This window comes from Streptomyces sp. bgisy027, assembly GCF_057710365.1.
Genome location: NZ_JBYIVZ010000068.1, coordinates 1 through 21056, shown reverse-complemented (window position 1 = coordinate 21056; position 21056 = coordinate 1). Strand labels below are relative to the sequence as shown.

The 21056-nt window shown below is 67.0% G+C and carries 25 protein-coding genes and 1 pseudogene; 12 read left to right on the top strand and 14 right to left on the bottom strand.

Going from position 1 to position 21056, the window contains the following annotated elements; translation table 11 throughout:
* Positions 1-16 precede the first annotated feature (16 nt).
* The 6 genes and pseudogenes from AC3ETA_RS42280 to tpg all read right to left on the bottom strand — a co-directional run bounded on the left by AC3ETA_RS42280 (position 17) and on the right by tpg (position 2998).
* The gene (locus AC3ETA_RS42280) at positions 17-289 is read right to left on the bottom strand and encodes a hypothetical protein (RefSeq protein ID WP_432198225.1); all 273 of its coding nucleotides are present in this window, start codon (positions 287-289) and stop codon (positions 17-19) included.
* A gap of 100 nt (positions 290-389) precedes the next feature.
* Positions 390-890: a hypothetical protein gene (locus tag AC3ETA_RS42275; protein ID WP_432198248.1), complete on the bottom strand. Its 501-nt coding sequence runs from the start codon at positions 888-890 to the stop codon at positions 390-392.
* A 408-nt stretch (positions 891-1298) separates the two neighbouring features.
* Positions 1299-1400 (bottom strand): annotated as a pseudogene (locus tag AC3ETA_RS42270) (ATP/GTP-binding protein); the annotation flags it as partial.
* Between the two features lie 109 nt (positions 1401-1509).
* On the bottom strand, positions 1510-1779 hold the full coding sequence (locus AC3ETA_RS42265) for a hypothetical protein (RefSeq protein ID WP_432198224.1): 270 nt from the start codon (positions 1777-1779) through the stop codon (positions 1510-1512).
* Positions 1776-2384 (bottom strand): hypothetical protein, encoded by a 609-nt coding sequence (locus AC3ETA_RS42260; RefSeq protein ID WP_432198223.1) that lies wholly within the window; start codon positions 2382-2384, stop codon positions 1776-1778. Before AC3ETA_RS42260 ends, AC3ETA_RS42265 begins: the two co-directional genes overlap by 4 nt.
* 170 nt (positions 2385-2554) lie before the next feature.
* A complete protein-coding gene (gene tpg, locus AC3ETA_RS42255) occupies positions 2555-2998 on the bottom strand; it encodes a telomere-protecting terminal protein Tpg (RefSeq protein ID WP_432198222.1) in 444 nt (147 codons plus the stop codon).
* A 185-nt stretch (positions 2999-3183) separates the two neighbouring features.
* On the opposite strand from tpg, the gene AC3ETA_RS42250 reads away from it, so the two are divergent.
* Both AC3ETA_RS42250 and AC3ETA_RS42245 read left to right on the top strand, forming a co-directional pair.
* Complete coding sequence (locus AC3ETA_RS42250; protein ID WP_432198221.1) at positions 3184-3846, top strand: hypothetical protein; 663 nt, start codon at positions 3184-3186, stop codon at positions 3844-3846.
* 340 nt (positions 3847-4186) lie between these two features.
* Positions 4187-4783, top strand: coding sequence for a hypothetical protein (locus tag AC3ETA_RS42245; protein ID WP_432198220.1), 597 nt, complete (start codon positions 4187-4189; stop codon positions 4781-4783).
* A gap of 68 nt (positions 4784-4851) precedes the next feature.
* On the opposite strand, the gene AC3ETA_RS42240 is transcribed toward AC3ETA_RS42245, so the two are convergent.
* Positions 4852-5430, bottom strand: coding sequence for a GNAT family N-acetyltransferase (locus AC3ETA_RS42240; protein WP_432198219.1), 579 nt, complete (start codon positions 5428-5430; stop codon positions 4852-4854).
* Between the two features lie 372 nt (positions 5431-5802).
* Between AC3ETA_RS42240 and AC3ETA_RS42235 the strand changes: the two genes are divergently transcribed.
* The 4 genes from AC3ETA_RS42235 to AC3ETA_RS42220 all read left to right on the top strand — a co-directional run bounded on the left by AC3ETA_RS42235 (position 5803) and on the right by AC3ETA_RS42220 (position 9545).
* The gene (locus tag AC3ETA_RS42235) at positions 5803-6060 is read left to right on the top strand and encodes a hypothetical protein (protein ID WP_432198218.1); all 258 of its coding nucleotides are present in this window, start codon (positions 5803-5805) and stop codon (positions 6058-6060) included.
* A gap of 358 nt (positions 6061-6418) precedes the next feature.
* On the top strand, positions 6419-6799 hold the full coding sequence (locus AC3ETA_RS42230; protein WP_432198217.1) for an ATP-binding protein: 381 nt from the start codon (positions 6419-6421) through the stop codon (positions 6797-6799).
* 136 nt (positions 6800-6935) lie between these two features.
* Positions 6936-8405: an amino acid permease gene (locus AC3ETA_RS42225; protein WP_432198216.1), complete on the top strand. Its 1470-nt coding sequence runs from the start codon at positions 6936-6938 to the stop codon at positions 8403-8405.
* 135 nt (positions 8406-8540) lie between these two features.
* Positions 8541-9545, top strand: a complete 1005-nt coding sequence (locus AC3ETA_RS42220; RefSeq protein WP_488187664.1) for a LacI family DNA-binding transcriptional regulator — start codon at positions 8541-8543, stop codon at positions 9543-9545.
* Positions 9546-9593: 48 nt separating this feature from the next.
* Here the strand turns inward: AC3ETA_RS42220 and AC3ETA_RS42215 are convergent, their stop codons facing one another.
* The 4 genes from AC3ETA_RS42215 to AC3ETA_RS42200 form a co-directional block, all read right to left on the bottom strand.
* Positions 9594-10535, bottom strand: coding sequence for a hypothetical protein (locus AC3ETA_RS42215; protein ID WP_432198214.1), 942 nt, complete (start codon positions 10533-10535; stop codon positions 9594-9596).
* Positions 10536-10685: 150 nt separating this feature from the next.
* Positions 10686-12191, bottom strand: a complete 1506-nt coding sequence (locus AC3ETA_RS42210; protein WP_432198213.1) for an APC family permease — start codon at positions 12189-12191, stop codon at positions 10686-10688.
* A 24-nt stretch (positions 12192-12215) separates the two neighbouring features.
* On the bottom strand, positions 12216-13028 hold the full coding sequence (locus AC3ETA_RS42205) for a nitrilase-related carbon-nitrogen hydrolase (protein ID WP_432198212.1): 813 nt from the start codon (positions 13026-13028) through the stop codon (positions 12216-12218).
* A complete protein-coding gene (locus AC3ETA_RS42200; protein ID WP_432198211.1) occupies positions 13025-14188 on the bottom strand; it encodes a M24 family metallopeptidase in 1164 nt (387 codons plus the stop codon). Before AC3ETA_RS42200 ends, AC3ETA_RS42205 begins: the two co-directional genes overlap by 4 nt.
* A gap of 278 nt (positions 14189-14466) precedes the next feature.
* On the opposite strand from AC3ETA_RS42200, the gene AC3ETA_RS42195 reads away from it, so the two are divergent.
* The 4 genes from AC3ETA_RS42195 to ku all read left to right on the top strand — a co-directional run bounded on the left by AC3ETA_RS42195 (position 14467) and on the right by ku (position 16383).
* A complete protein-coding gene (locus tag AC3ETA_RS42195) occupies positions 14467-14889 on the top strand; it encodes a DUF6233 domain-containing protein (RefSeq protein ID WP_432198210.1) in 423 nt (140 codons plus the stop codon).
* Positions 14886-15086 (top strand): hypothetical protein, encoded by a 201-nt coding sequence (locus AC3ETA_RS42190; RefSeq protein ID WP_432198209.1) that lies wholly within the window; start codon positions 14886-14888, stop codon positions 15084-15086. The genes AC3ETA_RS42195 and AC3ETA_RS42190 overlap by 4 nt, the downstream gene beginning before the upstream one ends.
* A gap of 85 nt (positions 15087-15171) precedes the next feature.
* Positions 15172-15381, top strand: a complete 210-nt coding sequence (locus AC3ETA_RS42185) for a DUF6207 family protein (RefSeq protein WP_432198208.1) — start codon at positions 15172-15174, stop codon at positions 15379-15381.
* 72 nt (positions 15382-15453) lie between these two features.
* Positions 15454-16383, top strand: a complete 930-nt coding sequence (gene ku / locus AC3ETA_RS42180; protein ID WP_432198207.1) for a non-homologous end joining protein Ku — start codon at positions 15454-15456, stop codon at positions 16381-16383.
* Between the two features lie 21 nt (positions 16384-16404).
* Here the strand turns inward: ku and AC3ETA_RS42175 are convergent, their stop codons facing one another.
* Both AC3ETA_RS42175 and AC3ETA_RS42170 read right to left on the bottom strand, forming a co-directional pair.
* Positions 16405-16752: a hypothetical protein gene (locus AC3ETA_RS42175; RefSeq protein WP_432198206.1), complete on the bottom strand. Its 348-nt coding sequence runs from the start codon at positions 16750-16752 to the stop codon at positions 16405-16407.
* Positions 16753-16855: 103 nt separating this feature from the next.
* The gene (locus AC3ETA_RS42170; protein WP_432198205.1) at positions 16856-17893 is read right to left on the bottom strand and encodes a hypothetical protein; all 1038 of its coding nucleotides are present in this window, start codon (positions 17891-17893) and stop codon (positions 16856-16858) included.
* 580 nt (positions 17894-18473) lie between these two features.
* On the opposite strand from AC3ETA_RS42170, the gene AC3ETA_RS42165 reads away from it, so the two are divergent.
* Positions 18474-18644 carry a hypothetical protein gene (locus AC3ETA_RS42165; protein WP_432198204.1) on the top strand — a complete coding sequence of 57 codons (171 nt, stop codon included), beginning with the start codon at positions 18474-18476 and terminating at the stop codon, positions 18642-18644.
* A 14-nt stretch (positions 18645-18658) separates the two neighbouring features.
* On the opposite strand, the gene AC3ETA_RS42160 is transcribed toward AC3ETA_RS42165, so the two are convergent.
* Positions 18659-19915 carry a helix-turn-helix domain-containing protein gene (locus AC3ETA_RS42160; RefSeq protein ID WP_432198203.1) on the bottom strand — a complete coding sequence of 419 codons (1257 nt, stop codon included), beginning with the start codon at positions 19913-19915 and terminating at the stop codon, positions 18659-18661.
* Positions 19916-20784: 869 nt separating this feature from the next.
* Between AC3ETA_RS42160 and AC3ETA_RS42155 the strand changes: the two genes are divergently transcribed.
* Positions 20785-20967, top strand: coding sequence for a hypothetical protein (locus AC3ETA_RS42155; RefSeq protein WP_432198202.1), 183 nt, complete (start codon positions 20785-20787; stop codon positions 20965-20967).
* The last annotated feature ends 89 nt before the right edge of the window (positions 20968-21056 follow it).

The following is a 21056-nucleotide window of genomic DNA, read 5'->3' as shown; positions in this document are numbered from 1 at the left end:
AGCAGATGGAGCTCGATCAGGGCCTGCGCACGGCCGTGCGCGCCTCGAGCGCGGCCTGCTCCGCCTTGGACGCGCTGGCCTCCCTCAGTACGGAGCGCTCGTTCTGCAGGCGGCACATCGCGGCGAGCCGGGAGAGGAAGCGGACGAACACCTGGCGCAGCTCCGCGTACTGCTGTGCCTGCTGTGCGTGCCGGTCGCGGCGGGCGGCGGACCGCTCCTGCAGACGGAAGCCGAGCACGGTCGCCAGCAACGCGATCAGGGCGGCGACGGCGGACGACGCCAGTTCCATGCACGATGAGCAGGCCGGATTCGGCGTCGTACCCGACCGCCGCGATGGGTCGGCGAACTCGAGGGCGACGTTCGTGTCTGCATCCTGGACCTTGGGGCGATCAGGCCCGCATGCGCCCGCGATGCCGCTGCCGCAGGCTGGAGACATGAGCGACTACGTAGGCCCTCCCATTGTCGTTTCCGCCGTCAATCCTGGCGATCCCCCGTTTCGCATCGTCCAGATCCGTGGCACGACTGCGGGCACCGCTCACGACATGCTCGACGTGATCCGGCTCGTGCACCAGGCGGGACTGACGCATGTGGATCTCGACGACCCGTCGATCGTGAGATGGGTCGGCGGCGGCAAGTACAAGTGGACTCTCTAGTGCGTCGCTCTTGGCGCCGGACGTGCCGTACCGCTCCTTGAAGCGGGCGACCTGCCTCGGGTTGATCGCGTAGACCTGGTAGCCGGAGACGATCAGGGCCTGCACCCACGAGCCGCGGTCCGTTTCGATCCCCACGATCACCGCGGCGGGACCGAGGTCCTCGCCGCCGTGCCGGGCGACAAGCTCGTGGAGCTTCGCGATGCCCTCCACACCCTCGGGCAGCCTCGCGGCGGCCAGCTTCCGTCCCGTTTCGTCCTGGATCTCGACGTCGTGGTGGTCTTCGGCCCGATGAACTGTGAACCGCCTTCTCCGTCGGGGTCATCGCGGAGGCGATACCAGCGGTTGTACTGAGCACCACGAAAATCCATCAACACTTCGCTGAAGGTGCTGTAGGTATCCACTCGCTGCTGCAGGAGCCACTCGTCACGCGCGACTCTCTCTGACCTCTCGGCCGCCTTGCGCTGGAAGATGTAGGTAACGATTGATCCCACGATTGTGCCAAGTACAGCGACCAGGCCGGTGAGGAACGTCTCCACAACCGGAGTTGACCACAGGCTCGGGGTTTGTGCGATAGGTGCGACACGGCGCAATGACTCGGGGAGCCAGCCAAGCAGCGGCGCAGCCGCATCGGTGACTGCCCTCGACGAGCTGTGTGATCGCGATGGTCTTCCCGGTGCCGACGCGGCCGGAGACGATCAGGCCCCGTCGGGCACTGATCGCGTGCCGGTTCAGCACGACCAGGCGGCGGGCAAGAGGCGGCGTGACAGCAAATCCCATCACGCGCGGTGAGCATGACAGGGTGCCGGGCGGCGTCACTTCACAGGCTCTGGGAGGCCTGTGCGGTTGCCCTCGGGGATCAGGACCGGGCCGGGGGCCAGGTGTGCGGGCCGCGGCACTGTCCGCAGGCGGCGCAGCCGGCGCACTCCATGCAGAACTGCCTGGGAAGGTGCGGGCAGTGGCAGATGGGGTTGTAGTCGGGGTCGTCCTCGCCCTCGAACCAGGGCTCGCCCAGCGGGGGCTGGTAGTCGACATGGACCTCACTGTCGGCCGTCAGCTCTTCGTGCCGGGTGCCGCAGCCGGTCTCCTCCACCCACATGGCGACGACGGTGTCCGGGTCGCCCGTCACGAGGCGGCCCCCGGGCGCAGGCCGGCTCCGGCTTCGTGGGCGCGGGCGAGCAGTGCGTTGACGGCGAGCGCGGCCGCGGGGTCGGAGTCGGGCAGCCGGTTGACGGCGGCCTGCTCGTCCTCGCTGAGCGAGTCCAGGAGGCCGGTGCGGGCGAGGGTGCGCAGCAGGGCGTGGCGCAGCACGTCCGGGGCGAGGGCGGCGCGGCGGGCGGCTTCGGCTTCCTCCTCCTGGCGGCGCTGCTCGTCTGCCAGCTGCCGGGTGCGCTCGCGTTCGGCGTCGGCCGCGAGCTCGTCCTGGACGAAGGCGTCGGTGTCCGGGTCGTACGAGCCGCCGGCGGTGGCGAGCAGCTGCACGATGCGCTTCCACTCCGCGACTTCGGCCGGGCCGCGCTCATCGTCGGCCAGGTCCTCGCGGTCGCGGTCCATGTGCTGCTGTAGCTCGGCTTCCTCGAGGGCGGCCGCCGCCTCCGGGTGGGTCATGCCGGTGGCGAGGCGGCGGACCGAGCGGCGGCCGACCCTCGCCCGGTCGACTGGTTCACGGGGCGCTGTGCCGCGCGCGGCGGGGACGCCGGGGCGTCGGCGGGGTCGGGATGCGGGGGTGCTCATGCGAGCCTCCCAATCGTCGCGGGAAAACGAACGGATGACGGACCGCCGGGCGCGGGGCGCAGCGGACGCAAGACAGGTTTATAGCAGCCCTGAATTCCCCGCCGCTAAAACTTGATATTCAGCCACTCCACGTCTTCGAATTCCACATGGAGGCCCGCACGTCCGCCTCCCTACCGGCGGAAATAGGCGTCCGCGATGGCCTCCGTAACCAGCTCTTGCAGATCTGCGTCCGTCGCTCCCCTCTCCTTCGCGGCCAGGATCCGGTCGGCGTGGAAGGGTGAGACGGCGGTGCTGATGTCCCGGACACAGCCCGCGTCCGAGGTTCCCTCCGGGCCGAATCCGAAGTAGGCCCGGCAGGAGATGACGAGTCCCCCGGAGGTGGCCGCGCGCTGCCTCGCCTGTGCTTTGACCTGCGGTTGCCACTGTTCATCGGTCTCCTCCGCCAGAGCCGCCTGGAGGCGCTTCTGCGGCCTCTTGGCGGCACCGGAGAGGTAGCGCTCCACCGTGCGGCGGGAGACGCCCAGCCGCTCGGCTACGGCCGTCGTGGAGCCCTTGGCGCGCGTGCGGAAGCCGCCAACGCCCGCATCCGGCGCCTCGCCAAGGAGAACCAACAACTTCGCGAGCAACTCGCCCTCGCACTCGGCGAACAACGCACTGCGGCGGCTCGGCAGACCACCTGCTGACTATCCACCAGTCGGCCACCAGGCCGGGACGCCAAGAACTCAATCGCCCCCAAACTCGTTACTCTGCCGAGATGTGTGCCAGTAGGAAGCGCTGTTCAAGACGAAAGGGACAGTCCATGCCCTCAGGAATCGAGACCCTTGGTGATGACGACATCTTGGTCGACATCACACTCGTCTCGGACAGGCCGACGCCTCCCGGCTTCCGCCTCGAAGTTTCGGTGGCCGCGCACAGGCACCGTGTCGTGTTCAGCGGGGGTGACGATGAGATCCGCGCATGGGACGAGCTCCTTTTTACTAAGCATTTGCGCCATACCGTGTACTGGAGCCATATCCCCAGCGATAGCCATGATGGGCTGACTCGGACGTTGTTTTACGGGGAGCCAGGTGTGGAGTTCCACACCGAGCAGAAGCAGATCGGCACAGGAGGGCCTCCAGGCCTGGGCGATGAATGGCCGATCTTTGGCGATGTGCTGATCGCCATCTTCGGGGCTGGCGGTGCTGGCACAGTGCTAGCTGCGGCACTGAAGAAGTTCTTCACCCGGCATCAGGGGAAGAAAGTTGCCTTCCGCGTCAACGGAAACGTCGAGTCGATTCACGGATACTCGGCTGCCGAAGTTGAGCGCATCGTCAAAGCCACTCAGCTCGTAATGCAAATGCAGCACTCTGATCGGGAGCTCGATCCTGTGCAACAACAGCTAAGGCAGCTTCTATCAGGGACGACTGACCTTGGCGAGGAGGAACCAGGTTCAGGAGATCACGGTGATTCCAACGAGAACTGACGATGGGTTAGAGGATCTGCGCTGGCGTGGGACGTCTGAAGATCGGAATGTCATGCACCACGGGCAGGCTCAGGCAGTCCCAGGTTGGTAACGATCGGCCCGTTCTGAAGGGATCTTCAGCGCCCTCACTCGCCACGTCACAGACAAGCTCCGCGACGCAAACGCACAGGTCAACATTCTGCCGAACCCATGAACTCAAGATAATCCAGCAGCAGGTCGGCCACGAGTGCGACAGCTCCCTGGCCATCTACACGCACGTCAGCGACGACTTCATGAACACTTCCCTGCACAAGGCACTGGCCCCGGCGTTCGCCGGAGCCTGACGAGGAGGGATCCGGCGATGGCCGCCAAGCTCGACTACCACCTCAGCTTCCCGGCCGTCAGGTGGAACGGCCCCTCCCAGGCGATGGACGACGACGCCCGCTGGGACACCGCCCGCCGCCTGCTGCACGACGACACCCTCAAGCCCGAAGACCGCCTCGCCGGCCTGCTGTTGCTCCTCTATGCCCAGTGGCCCGCCGCGATCTCCCGGCTCACCCTCGACCACATCGAGGAGACGGACGGAGCCGTCCGCATCCACCTCGGCGCCGTCCCGGTCGAACTTCCGGCACCCGTCGCTGAACTCGCCCTCCGACAAGTCGCGGTCCGTCGCAGCCATGCCGTCCTTGCCCGCACAGACTCGGCCTGGCTCTTCCCCGGAGGCCAGCCCGGCCGCCCGATCAGCGCCTGGGCCATGGGCGAACGGCTCCGCAAACTCGGCATCCGGCTCGCAGAAGCCCGCTCGACTGCTCTCTTCCAGCTCGCCACCGAGCTACCCGCAGCAGTCCTCGCACGCACCCTTGGCATCGACATCACCGTCGCCGTCAAATGGCAGCGAGCCGCTGCCGGAGACTGGGCCGCCTACGCAGCTGAGGTCAGCCGCCGGAACAGCTCGTGACACGGGTGGAGGGCCAATCCAGCATGGTCAGCCCGTGCCACTGCTTTCACCACCGCGCGGCCCCGGTCTCACAGACCGACTGCCGGGCGAGCAGGCTCGCTGATCGAGTGCAGTTGGGCGAAGTCGTCAGCGAGCATGCCCATCATGACGAGATCACGGTGTCGGCCGGCAAGAAACACGCGATCGCGGAGGCGACCCTCCTCAACGAAACCGAGCCGATGATGAAGTGCTATTGATGCCTCGTTGTGGGCGAAGATCCGCGCTTCGCACTTGTGATAGCGCCGCTCGGCGAACATGAAACGCAGCAGCATGATCACGGCTTCTGCCGCATAGCCCTTACGCCGGTGATCAGCGCCGATCGTGACGCCGTACTCGAACCAGCCCGCACGCGGATCAGCCTGGTGCGAGCCGACAGCACCGACTATTTCTCCTGAGTCGACGGCTTCGATGGCCAACCCGAAGCAGTCGCCGTCGGACTTGGCAGCTGCCTGTTCCTTCGCCCAGGCACGGAAGCCCTCGGCGGAACGGGGTGGGTGCAGCAGGTCGCCCGTCCGCTCCTCGTCCACGGTGAAACGCATGAACGCGGTCCAGTCGTCGGGCTCGATACCGCGCAGGCGTATCTGTTTGCCAGTCCAGAACGATGTCATCCCCTATTCGATCACGCCGCAGCGCGCGAAGTACAGCCCCTTCGACCGCCTCGGGACAGCCTGTGACCTGGCACTTCGAGGTGGCCGAACGCTGACTCCCGGGGCGGTCAGATCCTCATCGGAGAACCACTCGTTCCAGAGGCATTCAGGCAGTTCCAATACCCGACTCCGCCATTAAGAATCAGCCCCAACACACTGACGAAGGCCTACCAGGACGCCGGATACTTCGCACGCAACGTCCGTACCATCGAAGTCCTCGTCGACCGCAAGGCCGTCGCAACAGGCGCGGCCGCGGCCGGTGAACCGTGGCAGCACTACGACCTGGGACACGGCTACTGCACATACACCTTCTTCGAACAGTGCCCCCACCGAATGGCGTGCGCGCGCTGCGACTTCTACATTCCCAAGGACTCCAGCAAGGCTCAGATCCTGGAAGCGAACGTCAATCTCCAGCGCATGCTCGCCACGATCCCTCTCACAGACGAAGAGCAGGCCGCATTCGTCGACGGCCGAGCCGCGCTGGCCCAGCTGTTGGAGCGGCTGGCGGACGTCCCCACCCCATCCGGGGCAACCCCGCGCCAGCTCCTGCCGATCATCGAAGTGCGCCAAGCGAACACACCGCAAACCTGAGCGTGCCGTCGAGCGTTTCCTGTGTGACCAGCGAGCTCACGGCAAGGCGGAGCCCGGCTCCCTTGACTTGCAGAAGCGCTTCTGCAAACATGGATTTCGCGAAGCGCAGAAGCGCTTCTTCGCACTCTTTCGGACGGCGACGGCACGGCCCAGGAACGCCACCGCCGCTCCCAGATCACCCGCTTCCCATCCGAGATGGCTCCCGGCCAAGCGGAGCATCTGCCGCACCGCTGGAGGCGCAACCATGTACTCCACAAGTCCCAGTTCCACTGTGACGGCCCCAATGCTGCTCTTTGGACCGGCCCCGCCCAGGGCCTCCACTCCGACTTCGGCTGACTCGACGCGGACGCTCCGCGCCGTGATCGCCCTACCGGCGGAGGCCGGCCGGGTGCGCGCAGCACGCCACTTCACGACTGATCATCTGGCCCGCTGGGGTGTCAGGGACGCCGACCGGGACCGCGCTGAACTCATTGTTAGCGAGCTGGCGGGGAACGCCGTTCGCCATGGCCGGTCGGATATGACGGTGCGCCTTTCGCTGATAGATAGTGACCTGCGCATCGAGGTCATCGACGCTGGCCACCCCTCCTGTGCACGATCCGGCACCGTCATACCCACGGATGAAGCGGGCCGAGGGCTGCGCTTGGTTGACCTTCTGGCGGACTGGACTGACATCCGGCGTGAGAAGCACGGGTGGCAGGCATGCGTCGGCCTCCGCATCGCCCGACGCAGGGATGCCTGAGCCTCCATAGGTCCCCCGGAGTCGACGCAAGCACCAGCGTCCGCAGACCCCCAACTGATGAGCTGTACCCGGCTTGGTGAAGCGCGCAGCTCGGTGTGGAGCCACGCTTGACACAGGGATAGAGGTGACGGGCTCCATGACCGGACCAAACGGATCGCTGCCGGTTTCGGACGAGCAGCAGCTTGCGTCGATGGGGTACAAGCAGGAGCTCAGACGCAAACTGGGTGTGTGGACCGACTTCGCGTTGGGTTTCGCCTTCGTGTCCCCGGTCGTGGGTCTCTACTCGATCCTGGGGGCCGGGATGTTCGCCAACGGTCCGGCCTGGGTCTGGGCCCTGCTCATCGCGCTGACCGGCCAGATACTGCTGGCCCTCGTCTTCGCCGAACTTGCGTCGCAGTACCCCATCAGCGGGGGCATCTATCAGTGGAGCAGGCGTCTCGTCGGCGCACGATACGGGTGGTTCGCAGGCTGGATGTACGCCTGGACACAGATCATCACCCTGGCCTCCGTCTGCTACTTCAGTGGCTTCTGGGCGGCCGAACTCTTCGGTCGCCGGCCCGACGCCACCGAGCAGGTCGTCTGGAGCATCGGAGTCCTGATGCTGGTGACGACCGTCGGCCTTCTCGGACAAAATCCTCTGAAGCACGCGGTCAACCTGGGGTTCCTTGCCGAACTCGTCGCCAGCGTTGCCCTGGGACTGCTGCTGCTGTTGTTCTTCGCCCGGAACGACTGGTCCGTCTTCTTCCACACGCTCGGCGCACAGAACAACTGGGACGGCTCAGCAACCAGCGGTTTCCTGGCGGCGATTGCCGTGGCTGGCTGGGCCTTCATCGGCTTCGACGCCTGCTCCGCCGTCTCGGAAGAGGTGCGAGCCCCGACGCGACAGGTTCCCCGCGCTCTGCTGCTGTCCCTCATCGTGGTGGGGCTGGTGATCGTGATGAACGCCGTCGCAACAGTGCGAGCCCAACCGGACGCCGCCGGGCTGGTGCGCACGCTGACCACCGACCCCCTGACACCGATGGTCAGGGAATCCTTCGGCGACTGGGTCAGCAAGCCGTTCCAGGCCGTGGTCGTGACGTCATTCCTGGCATGCGCCCTCGCGATTCAGACGACAGCGACTCGGGTGTTGTACTCCCTGGGCCGTGACAGCGCGCTGCCGTTGTCCGGACAACTGCGCAAGGTCACCAGCCGGCAGGTGCCACGGAACGCTGTAATTACCTCGACCGTCCTCGGTTCGGCCATCTTGTGCATCGGCATCAACGAATCGGCAGCCGGCACTCTGATCGCGTTCACCTCCGGTGGCTACTACATGACGTTTCTCCTCGCTGCCGGCGCCGCTCTCTACGCCCGTATGCGCGGGCGGTGGAATCCCGATCTCGGCGCATTCCGCCTGGGCCTGTGGGGAGTGATCGCTAATGCGCTGGCGCTGGCCTGGGTGTCATTCGAGACGGTCAATATCGCTTGGCGCCGGCCGGAACTGCTCAGTCCCGGGGCTTTGTGGTACCGGCAGTGGGCTGTGCCGCTGATCGGTGCGGTCCTGATTGTCGGCGGAGTGACGTACATGGCGTGGAAGAAGCCGCACACCCGGGGCCGTGCCATGCGATGACAAGGTCACAACGGCGGGGTCATGAGCGGGCCGGTGGCCTTCGGGGGTCATTCTGCCCCTTCTCAGGAGAAGCGCTTCTGCTGATCGATGCGGCATGCTTACAATCGCAGCAAGATGACCAGATCACGCGTGAGTATGAAGGACGTGGCAGCTGCGGCCGGGGTGTCGCTGACGACTGTCTCCGATGCGCTCAATGACCGCGGGCGCCTGCCCGAAGCCACTCGCCAGCGGGTCCGGAAAGTAGCTGAGCAACTCGGCTTTCAGCCCCACCGCACAGCCAGGAGTCTGGCCAAGGGGCGCTCGGGCATCTTGATGCTGTCGGTCTCGTTGCCGGAGTCCACACCGGGCTCGGCTGTCGACATCGAGTTCTTCGTGCAGCTGATGAGCGCTGCCTCCGGCGCTGCGCTGCACCGCGGATGGGCTCTCGTGCTGGCGCCGGCCACGGGCGGGGAGCGGTCCGTACCCGTCGACTTCGACGGTGCCATCGTCGTCGACCCCCGGCCGCACGATGCGCTCCTGCGCCTGGCAGATGCCGAGGGCAAGCCCGTCGTCACGGTGGGGCGGGATCTGGAGAACCCCGACCGGCTGCATGTCGACAACGATCACGCAGCCGCCGTGCGGGAGGCGCTGGATCTGATGGCCAATGCTGGCGCCGAGCGGCCGGCCTTGCTGGCCAGCGAGGCGGATTCCTCCTATGTACAGGACTGCATCGACGGCTACATGGCCTGGTGCACCGCCCATGACATGACACCCCAGGTCGTGACCGCGCCGGGCGGTCTCACTCAGGGCGCCGGGTACGAAGCCGCCCGTGACTTCCTGACCGGGCCGAAGCGTCCCGATGCCGTGTTCACCACCCTCGACTCACTGGCGCTGGGCGTGCATCTTGCCGCGCAGTCTCTCGGACTGGATATGCCGCTTGATCTGCAGATCGCGACGCTCAGCGACAGCGAGGCCGCCCGTCAGGCCCGACCTGCAGTAACGGCAATCGATCTCGACCCGGTCGCAACAGGCAAGGAAGCGGTCCAGCTGCTGATCAAGGCCATCGAGGATGCCGCGGATGCAGAGTCGTTCCTCGTACCGACCAGGATGCACGTACGCGGTTCGACTGGGACGGCCTCGCCAGAAGCCGTGTCCGACTAACCCACCGGGGGCCGTAGGGGCGAGGCGTCCGCATCGTCGACACTGCGGTCAGCGAAGGGCTCGCCTGCTCGCGCGCTCGTACGCCATGAGCGGGTCGCCCAGAGCGTTCCACGGCCAGGGTGTCACGACACCCCGCAGGGTGGCGAAGACGCCATTGGCTTCGGCGGTGCGGTGCGCGGCGACGAGGGCGAAGGCGAGGACATTCAGATCCGCGAGGGCGGCGGCGTGGTGCAGGCGCGCCGGATCGCGTTGCCGGTCGAGGGAACGCTGGAGAGGTGAGGCTCCGGCCGGCTGGCGCCATTGGTCTTTGGCCAGGAGGGCGGACGGACCGCCTATGCCCAGATGCTTGACGTATTGGCGGGTGGCGGCGGTCAGTTCCAGGCCGATCGTGGGGGCGGTGGGCGGCATGCGTGCCTGGGCGGTCTCGATGAAGTCCATCATCTGCATGTGGCTGCCGCACTCCGCCGGTGACAGGTAGCCCAGCATCTGCAGGTAAGCCTGGCGGTGCCAGCGGTCGCGTCGCAGTACCTCGTTCCACGCCCAGAACACCTCTCGTTGAGAGCAGCGCAGGCGCCGGAGCACTCCAAGGATCACCACCCACGGGGTGGGGTCGTCCGGGTGATCGTCGGCAGCACGGTGGCAGGCGTCCAGGACTTCCTGCGCCCCGGGCATGCTGCCGCGGCGCGCGGCGCGCAGGCATTCCACCCATCCGTGCAGGGCGATGGCGTTGGCGTCGTGCGGATCGCGGGCCAGCCACGCTTCGGGCAGCTGGGAGGCCATCACGCACTGGGCGAGGACGGAGACTCGGTGTGCCTTTCTGTCCCAGTCACGGTGAGAGGCATCCAGCAACTGTGCCATCAGGCCCACTTGAACGTCGGTCATACCTGGCATCGGTGGCTGGCGAAGCGACTTGAGGACTTTGCCGAGCGGTTGATCATCAAGTTCGGGCATCAATCGGGCCTTGCGCTGGCGGGTGGTGAAGAGCGGCATCGTTTTGGTGTCTCGTGAGTGGGATCGGCGGCTTGACCGCGGGTAAAGACGAGTGCGGCAGTTAGACTCCGCTGACCAGCGGCAGGAGCCTGTCATGCACGCCAGGTGCGGCGGCATGACAGGCCCGGTTCAGCGGAGTCGGCTGAGGAGTTACTGCGGGATGGTTGCGGCGGTGTCAGGGCTCTCGGGGGAAACGGGAACTCCTGGGCGGGGGTTGCGCGCCAGGTAGAGGACGCCGGTGACGGTCAGAGCGAGGCCGATCAGAGGCACGGCCCATTCGAGGTACCAGGGGGCATCGGGGGCGAGAAGCTGAGGCCGGGGCCAGGCGATGTTGACGGTCTCGAAGCAGACCCACATCACAGCGACCACGTTGACGAGGAGCCCCCAGCCGCGGAGGTGGAAAGCGCCGCGGCTGGGATCCCAGCGTCCTCGCAGCCGGGCCCACAGGGCGGCTGCGGCGGCGAGGGTGAAGGACGCGTAGAAGCCACCGGATGTGAAGGCGATGAGAGTGCTGACGGCGGAGCCGTTGAGCCCGATGCACAGGATCACTGCGCCGATGAGGGTGGTGGTGAGTACTGCGTTGGCGGGGACCTGATTGGGAGCGACCTTCCGCAGATGACGCGACAGAGGCAGCGCCTGGTCGCGGCTCAGGGAGAACAGGATGCGGGTGGCAGTGGTCTGGATGGCAATGGCGCAGGCCAGGAAGGACGCCAGGATCACGGCTTGGAACGGCTTGCTGAGCCATGCGCCGAAGGAGTCGGTGACCAGCGGGGTGAGCGGGTCGACGTTGAAGACTTGAACCAGTCCCGTCAGGCCCTGTTGGGCCCGGATGACCGCTACGGCGTTCATCACGATGACCAGGCCCACGACGACGAGGGACATCAGCAGGGCGCGGGGCACGTGCCGGCGCGGGTCCCTGACCTCCTCCGAGACTGCGGAGCAGGCGTCGAAGCCGACGAAGGCCCAGCCGGCGATTGCGACGGCGGCGAGGAACCCCTGGGTGGCGGAACCGTTCCAGTTGTGGCTCGCGCCGAGGTCGTGCAGGAACACCGACCAGTCGTTCTCGGTGAAGAACAGCAGGAGCAGCAGCCCGATGGCGATGCTGGCGATGAGTTCAGCGGCGATACCGACGTTGACGGAGTACTTCAGGGGGTTCTGGCCGAGCAGGTTGATGGCGCTGACCAGCAGCAGCACACCAAATCCCCACAGGAGCTGCTCGGTTGCGTCCGGGTGGTGGCCGAAGAGTGCGGCCATCCAGAAGCCGCCGAGGTAGCTGACGGAGGTGAAGGTGATGATCTGTGTCCAGGAGTAGATCCACCCGGAGAACCATCCGTAGCGGGGTCCGACCAGACGTCTGCTCCATTGGTAGATGCCGCCGCTGATCGGAAACTGTGAGGCGAGTTCGGCGAACACCAGGGCGAGGAGTATCTGGCCGCTCAGGGCGATCAGCAGGGCCCAGATCCAGGCGGGGCCGCTGGCGAACATGCCGGCCCCGACGATGGAGTACAGGCCCACGACCGGTGAGACGAACGCGAAGCCCAGGGCGAAGTTGGTCCAAAAGCCCAGCTCGCGTTTGAGCTGCTGCTCGTAGCCGAGGGCGGCGAGCTGGTCTTCGTCCGAGGGTTGGGGTGGTGCGATGTGCGTGGTGGGGCTCATGGCGTGCTCCCGTGGGTCGGCGGTTCAGCGTGGTGCTGCCTGCAGCTGCCCGCCGTACAGGTCGGGACGTAGCTGGTTGAGGTAGTCGGTCAGTTCACGGGGCTCGGCGTCGACGGTCACGCGGGACGAGGCCACGCATTCGTCGGCGCCCAGCTGGAGAAGGACGGAGCCGTCGGCGGCCACGATGCGAGAGTGGCCGGTGAACACGAACGGGACTTCCCATCCGGTGCGGTTCACGTAGAGGTGAGGCAGCCGGTTGTCCAGGGCCCTTGCGCGCGAGGCGAGCTGGTGGTCGGGCTCGTAGGGCTCCATGTTGGCCGCGACACTCACCAACAGCTGCGCGCCGTCGAGGGCAAGGGTCCGCGCCGGCTCGGGGAACTCGATGTCAAAGCAGATCATCGGCCCCACACGGATCCCGGCAAGCTCGACGACGGCGAGTCGGTCGCCGGCGGCGAAGTGGTCTCGTTCCCGGCCGAACAGATGGGTCTTGCGGTAGACGCCCGCCAGGCCCCCGTCGCTGTCGATGCAGGCCAGGGAGTTGGCGACCTTGTCACCGTGCATCTCGGCGAAGCCGACGATGATGGCGGTGCGCCAGTGACGTGCCAGCGTCCGCACCTGTCCGATCACGTCGCCGTGCGGGTCGAGGGCCAGCTCGTGGACGGCGTCAAGGTTGTAGCCGGTCAGGAACAGCTCGGGGAACACCATCAGTTCGGCCTGCGCATGCTCGCCGACTACCGCCTCAAGGCGTGCCAGGTTGGCGACGACATCGACCGGGTGAGGTGTGAGCTGGGCCAACACCACCCGCAGTTCCCGCGCAGGTCCGATGGGCGCGCTCACGTCAGTCCCAGGCCGTAGCTGGCGTCGGACAGCCGGTGCAGGCCGTCGGCGCGCACGTGGTAGTTGTCCTCGACCTTGAGCAGCACGAACTGGTCGCCGACCCACACGCCGGTCTCCGGCTCCAGAGAGATGACGCTGTTCTCCCGCAAGACGAAGTCCCGGTCGACAAGATGGGAACGGTAGATCGTCGGCAGTTCGCACGCCCGCAGGCCCACGCCGTGGCCCATGGCGTACGGGGTGCGCGGCAGTCCCTGACTCTCCAGGTAGGAGTTGACCGCCGCGTCGACCTCCGAGGCGCGCACGCCCGGCATCGCGGCCTCCTCTCCGATGTGGTGGGCCGTGATCAGAGTTCGGTAGGCGTCCGCGACGGCCTTCGGCGGCTCCCCCACGAAGCCGGTGCGGGCGATGTCGGAGGCGTAGCCGTGAGCGCCGTACAGGCCGATGTCGAAGAAGTACGCATCGCCCTCACGCAAGGTGGTTCCCTGGCCGAACCAGGTGCCGCTGCCGCGGCGGTGGTTACACAGCGAGTGCGACAGGAACTCCGCCCCGTCCCGCTGCGCGGAGGCCATGGCGGTCGCCAGCACGTCGAAGTCGGCCAGCCCCGGGGCGGCCGTGTTCAGGGCAGCTTCCGCGGCGCGGGCGTTGACCTTGCTCGCGGCATCGAGCAGCGCGATCTCAACCGCTGTCTTTTCGATCCGCATCTCATACAGCAGGTGCCCCACCGGAACGAAATCGGTGGTGGGCGAGGCAGCCCGCAGCCCGTCCAGGACCTGCGGGTCGATCAGCTCGTGACCCACCCGGCTCGCACCGGCAAGAGCCTGGGCCACGTGGGTGGTCCAGTAGACGGGGTGCCCGACGGCCGGCGCCCACGACGGGATGGGGTGGACCGCTCGGATCCACGGCAGATCAGCCTCGGGCTCCTTGACGTCCTCATCCACCCAGGGGACGAAGAGCTCGACGGCGCCATCGGCGTCGACCACGGCAGCGAACCAGTCGAACGCCTCCGCAATGATCTGCGTGCGGTAGTCGGACGCGTACCGAATGTGATCGAAACCGGTGAGAAGCAGGTGGCTCAGACCTTGCTCCCGCATGAACGTGGTCAGCCGCTCACGCCGCTCCACGCGGAGCCGGTCGAGGTCGATGTCAGGCCAGGTGTACACGGCATACCTCCTAGATTGCGCAGCAGAAGCGCTTCTGCAAACTGTGTGGCACATCTTTGGTGAAGCGCTTCTGCAAGTCAATACGTGAGGCACATCCGGCCATGGCGCTGGCTGCCCCAGAGCACAGCGAGCCCCTCCACCCGGCGACAAAGCAGTCCGGGATGTCAGGCCTGCGCTCTCGAAATCAACGGGACGCAGTGCCGGCCGCCGAGGGCTGGGCCAACATCAGGCGACGCCGGTGCGCCGCCGAGAACGTTTGACAAATCTGATTCCACAGAATGCGGGTCTGGCATGCCCTGTGGCTGGAGCGCATCGACCGCAAGATCGCAGCCCTGCAGCGGCGGCAGGCGGAAGAGGAACACGGCCGTCGCAGCCGGCCCGAGCCCCCGGACTGGATCGTCGAGATCGGCATCGGCGCCGACCGCACCCCCGTCCAGGTCCACGCCGGCGACTGCTACATGGCGGGCAAGCGGCGACGCGCGGTCAGCCGCGACGAAGCCCGCCGCCTCCTTGCCGCAGGCCTGGAAGCCTGCACCCACTGCGAGCCCGACACCCGGCTGCACATCCTCGACTTAGCCCAAGCCGCGACGACGGCACGCAATCCCTCCCGGAACGCAAGATCGAACAGCAGTGCCAACCGAGGCGTATTCTTCGACCGCGGTGGCGCAGGACCGTCACCCGGAACAGGACCCACACGATGACCACTCCCCCGCCCCGGATCACCGAGCCGGACCCGTCCGCGCTCATCTGCACGGGCGACCAGGTCGGCCCGTGCTGCGCATGCCATCGCAAGACCCACCGGTACGGCCGCGGCGGCAGCCCGCTGTGCAAGTGGTGCATGGCAGCGGCGAAGGAAAAGTGGGGCCCGAACGTGCGCATGGCCAGCGACCGTCCCTGACTCTCGCCGCGCCAGTCGGACACCCGGTCGGGTGAAGCCCTCCCGATCGAAGAACCGCCCGGGCCGCCGACGCGTGGTGCCGTGTGTGAAGCCGATCAACGAAGCACATGTGGCAGAGCCGGGGCTGGCCGTGGTCGAGGTCGCGGCCGCCGACGACGCAACCGCCTTCGCCGTCCAGCAGCTGCTCGCCGGACGGTGCGCGATCGCGCCGGCAGACCGTACGACGCGGGATCCCGGCGAGCCGGGCGTACGGCTGCGCTGCTTCCTGGACCTGCGCCAGGCACCCGGCTTGTAGCCGTCACACGCCTGGCGGGATGCCCGTGGCGTCGTAGGCTGAGGTTGCTCGGGGCAATTGCGGAGGTCAGTCATGCCCCGATCAATATGGTCAGGTGCCATCAGCTTCGGCTTGGTCACGGTGCCGATCAACGTGGTCAGCGCGACCGAGGACCACAGCATCCGATTCCACCAGTACCACCTCGAGGACATGGGCCGGGTCCGGGTGCGCAAGTACTGCGAGGTCGAGGACCGCGAAGTCGCGAACGCCGAGATCGGCAAGGGCTACCAGCTGACCAAGGAACAGGTCATCCCGATCACAGATGAGGAACTGCGCGAGATCCCCCTGCCCACCGCCAAAGCGATCGAGATCGAGGCCTTCGTACCGCTGGAGTCCATCGATCCGATCCGGATCGGCGAGGGCTACTATCTCCAGCCGTCCGGGCAAGTGGCGGCGAAGCCGTACCGGCTCCTGGTTCAGGCCCTGGGACGTTCATCCAAGGTCGCCATCGCCAAATTCGCCTGGTCCGGACGAGAGCGACTGGGCGTCCTGCGAGTCAAGGACGACGTGATCGTGTTGCACGCCATGCGGTGGCCGGACGAGATCCGCGACCCTGCCGAGCTGCTGCCGGAGCCCGTGGACGTGACTGAGGATGAGATCGACGGCGCACTGGCTCTTATGGACAGCATGGCCCGTGACGACCTGGAAGGCTCGGAGTTCCGCGACACCTACACCGACGCACTTGCGCAGATCATCGAGGCGAAGCGCGAGGACAGGCCCCTGCCGGAGGCGCCCGAGCCTGAGGCGGCCGGCGGCACGGTGCTCGATCTGATGGCCGCCCTCAACGAGTCCGTGGCCCAGGCGAAGGCCTCCCGCGGCGAGGGGCCGGCCGATGTGCACGAGCTGCCGAAGAAGAAGAGCGCGGCCAAGAAGACGACGGCGAAGAAGCAGCCGTCCAAGAAGTCGGCTGCGAAGAAGACCACGGCTAAGAAGACGTCGGGGCGCCGACCGCGGAGCGCCTGACTGCTCCCCGTCGGACTTGGTCTAACTGGCGATGCGGCGCGGCGGGGTGGCCTCGTTTGTCGGCGTCTGCCCGTCGGCCGGGGCTGGGTGGGTGTCCTTGATGGTCTGGCAGACCATTCCGACCGCGCTGAGGAAGACGACGAATCCGGTGAGGACGAGCGCGACCACGATGTTGCGGACGTCGGGTAGCCGGCCCGAGGCGTACGCCGTACCGAAGACGGTCATGGCCAGCATGGCCGTCCAGAAGCCCGGGGTGCGCAGACGCTGCCTGATGTGCAGGGGGAGGACCGGCAGAGGGATGTTGATCTTGCGGGTCCAGTTGGGTTTCGGGAGGGGCGTGACGTTGTCGTCGGCGCTGTCGGGGGACATGTGCTGTTCCTTTGTGCTGTGGGGGACAGACCCGGGGAGGGCGGGGCGCAACAGCCGGCACCGGCCCGGGGGAAGGCGGCTGGGTCGCGGTACCGGCGGAGGTTCAGGGGGCGGCCAGCGGAACGCGGCCAAGGTACTGCGCGAGATTTTTGGCATTGAACTCGTCTCGCCCGACGACGAGTCGGGGGATTCCGATATCGCTGGTCAGTGCGGTGGTGAGGAGGCTGGAGCACTGCCAGGGCTCGAGGATCGCGCCGTTCGGGGACAGCGTGCGTACGACGAAGTTGTGCGCGGCCGCGACGAGGACGACGGCGGCTTCCAGCACGTGCCCGGTGTAGTGCACGGCGAGTGGGACGTGGTGGCTGAGGAGAGCTTCAGCGATCGCTGAGGCGGTGTCGCCGACGAACTCGGGCCGACGGTAGAAGGTCTCCAGCAGAGTCTCGAAAGGGCGCAGTTCGCGGGGGAGGATGACGTGGCCGTGCGCGGGCGGGTGCCGGGTGTCGTCCTCGGTACGCAGGTTCCACTCCTCCTCGGGCAGGAGCAGACGGTAGGCGTCGGAGCAGTCCGCAGACAGCGCATGGCGCTCGGTGGCGACAGCCGCGGCGAGGGGTTCACCGGGAACCTTGGCCATGATGGACAGGGACGCCGCCCATGGGTTGCCGTGCGCAAGCAGGTCTTCGGGGGATCCGCAGACTGCCACGGAGAGGAACGGCTGCTCGCGGGTGAGGCATTCGCGGATCTGGGACAGGCGTGAGTCGGGGTCACCGTGCGGGCCGATGATCTCCAGCTCGGCGATGCGAGGGTCGTCGCGTTCCCAGAGGGTTCCGCGGATCCGCCGGGAGATGGTGCTGATCCCCTGATCTGTGGTGTCCCGCCAGAACTGGGTGTCGCGCGGGACGCCGGGGGCGGGGTGGGCGGACCGGGCGGGGATGCGGTCGTAGAGCAGCGCCAGCTCTTCGGAGGCGGTGCGCGGCTGCGGGAGGAGGTGGCGGGAGGCGTTGACGTCCACGTCGCGGTCGAGCTCGGTGCGGACGTCGTTGATCGCGCGGACGGCTTGTTCGGCCGCGGTCTGCGCTATGACCGTCGAGACCCTGGGCGCCGGTCGTACGCCGTCGCAGTCGGGGCCGCCCTGAGGCTTCACCTGTACCTCCCAGCTTCTGGGTGTTGCTGTCGATGAACTTTGTCGATGAGACTACACGTCGCTCCGACTACAAGAAGGAACGACATCGAAGGGTCTAAAGCTTCGTACTACACGTGTCGATACCTCCAGAGGGTCAGGCTGAGGGGTGTTGCCGGGTGGCCAACCGGTGATTTGGGTGCGCCAAACGGAGCTACCGGGCGCCGATTCGGACGCTTGACCCCCGTTTCTGCACTTGCCTGACCTCGTTTGTCCGTTGCGTACTCCGGGGAGTGACAGCGTCAGCGCTCTGAGTGGTGAGAGCGAAGTAACTACCTGGTAGGGGCACTACAGCACTACAAGACGACTAGTCTGGACCGTCGGAGTTTCGCTCCGCCCGGGCACCCTCCTGCCCGTGCGACTGCACGGGGCGCGCCGGAGTTTGACCAACCGGCGGCGCGCCCCTCGTCCTGAGAGAGGGATCCGTATGACAGCAGACCACGCTCGGAAGACGGCACGTCACGGAGACAAAGAGCGGCAGATCGTCGTCTCCGTACGGTTTCCGGAACCTCTGTTGCAGAAGGTCAATGCCTACGCAGCAGTTGTGGGGGAAAGCGCCAACGCGGTCATCCGCGAGGCCGTCGAAGCGCACATCAGCACCCAGGTGCACACTCCCGAGTTCCAGCAGCAGAGCCAGGAATACCTCCGCCGGGCCCAGGAGCAGGTCGCAGTCCTGGGCGGTGAGGACGCCCTCGTCTCCTCCGCCGCAAGCTGACCTTCCCAGGGGCCCTATCCGGATGCACGGGCCGCCTGCACCAGCCAGCGGCGCAGCTCCCGGCGCCGGTCGGACCGTCCCGGTGACGGCACGAGGGTGCGAGCCTCGTGGAATGTGTCGCCGAAGGTGGTCAGCAGCCGGTCAAGGCGGTGTGTGGTGGTTTCCAACGGCTGGGGCGCAGGAGCCGGGGCCGCCTGGCGTGCTTCCTCCCAATGCGGGCGGAAGAACGACGGCTCGCCGTCCAAGGCCCGGATGAGCGCGGCGACTTGCTCCCACGGCGCACACCCTTCGGAGTGCAGGATCCTGCGGACGCCGTCGGCGCTGACCAGGTGCCCGGTGGCAACCGCCAGGCTGTGCGGGGTCGGACAGGCAGCGCGCCGGTACAAGGTGCGCAGGGCCACGGCCAGCGACGTCCCGGTCTCCGCCTCACCTGCCGGAGGCCGGGGCCGCGGTCGGCGCGAGCGGGTTCCGTTGCGTGCCCGTTCGTCCTGCCAGACCTTGCGTACGGCTTCCGAGTCCGCCCCCAGGACCAGGGCTATCTTCTCGGTGAGTTCCCAGGTGGGGAACTTCTCGCCGCTGAGGACCCGGGAGAGGTAGCTGGCCGACACCTGGGTCCGCAGGCCCAGTTGGCGCAGCGGGATGCCACTGGCACTCTGCAGCCTCGACAACACGGGTGCGAGCTGGTTGGTGGCCCGCAGCGCCGGCGGAGCGGGCCGGCGGGCGGGAGCGGCGTCCTCGGCCTCCTCCTCCCCATCCGAGTCGACACCCAGCGCCAGCGCAGAAGCGCTCGCGGGGGCGTAGCGGCCCAGGCGGCGCTGAACGAGCCGTTCGTGATAGATGTGCCGGGCCGTTTCCGGGCTGATGCTCAGGATCTGCCCGAGCGCCTCCCATGGAATGCGCCGGCGACGGCCCATCAGTACCACTCCGGCAGTGACGGCCTCCAGACGCCGCTGCACCTTGACCGAGTACTCCAGGATCTCGGCTGCCGAGGCCTGGTGACTGTTCGACAGCAGCCGGACCAGGTGCCGTAGTTCCTCCTGGGTGTCATGAGCCAGCTCGAGCAGTTGGAGTTGCTCGGGCGACTGGTCGGGCAAAGGTGGTGAGCCCGCCTGCCCCGGCTCGCCGCCGCTGCGCTGGCGCTGCCGCTCGCGGTAGGCGGCCTGCCGGCAGGGCCGCCCGCAGTAGTCGGCCGGCCTGCCACGTTTCCCCTTGGGCGGAGACATCGGGTTGCGGCAGTACCGGCACTGGGGCGTGGGAACGCTGGTCAGCACGGATCATCCTCTTTTCCTGGAAATGCATTGGCCACAGCTGTGACCGGGGTGACGAATTGCGTCACAGCGGCGGTCATGTTCAGCCGTTTCGTCGGGAACCGAATCGCTGGGCGTGCGCCGGAGGAGGCGGGCGCAGGCACGGGCAGCGAGTTCAGGCCGCACGGCATTCAAGGATGAGGAAATTCCAAACCAGGCGCCAAGTATTGGGCATTCGAGCCGTCACAGCAGACCTGCCAAACAGCCGGGAGATCTCCTCCACGGCGTGCACGGCCGGCACGCCAGCACTTGCAGGAGGCGCATCGATGACGGAGCAGGAGATGTGAACCATTCGTTCGTGACGTTGGCTAATTTCGTCACGACTGTTAGTGTCAAAAGCTCGGAACAGCCTCCGACGTGGGGGTTTGAGCCGATCAGGGTCCGGGGACGACCTCACGGGACGCTCCTTGGATCTTGTATCTCGCGGAAGGCGTGGGCTTCGTCCATGGGGCCGCAATCCCCTCGGGGCCCACGCTCTCGTGACCCTAACCTCACGCAAAGTGCTCTGCCAACTACAGAACGCCGGGGCTTTTTGCTCCCATCTGGGTGGCATGTGCCGAATCGTAAACGGGCGTATCGCGTTAAAACGTGCTGCCCGGTCATCTATCAGAAATAGATTCTCCTGAAATTTCCTGTACGCGCCCGTAACAGGCACACCCTCTGCTACGGCACCCGAACGGCCAGGCACGTTGCCGGCGCCGTACGAAATACCGGCACGCATTTTCGTCGAATACGCGCCCGTACGCCGCGCTCCTGTGAGTGCGCTGGCCCGCAGTGCACCCGCGTATGAGACTGCTGTCATGACGCCGGAGAGTTCGCACGAACTTCGGACCATGACGCAGATCCACGCCGAGCTTGAGGAGTTGGCCCCGGACGCGCGGGTGCGGGCCCTGGCCTGGCTCCTGGTGGCCCTGAGAGTGGATGTGGTCGACGTCTACCAGGAGGCGAAGCGGCTGGGCCTGACCGGACAGCACGGCCTGGTCCGCGGACTGCCCGCTGACGAAGCCACCGGCTGAGCGTTGTCGCTCCACTGACCAGATCAGCCGCTCGCTGGCCAAGTGACGCTCAGCCATGCCAGCGTCATTTCTCGCGTCCGGCCAGCGAC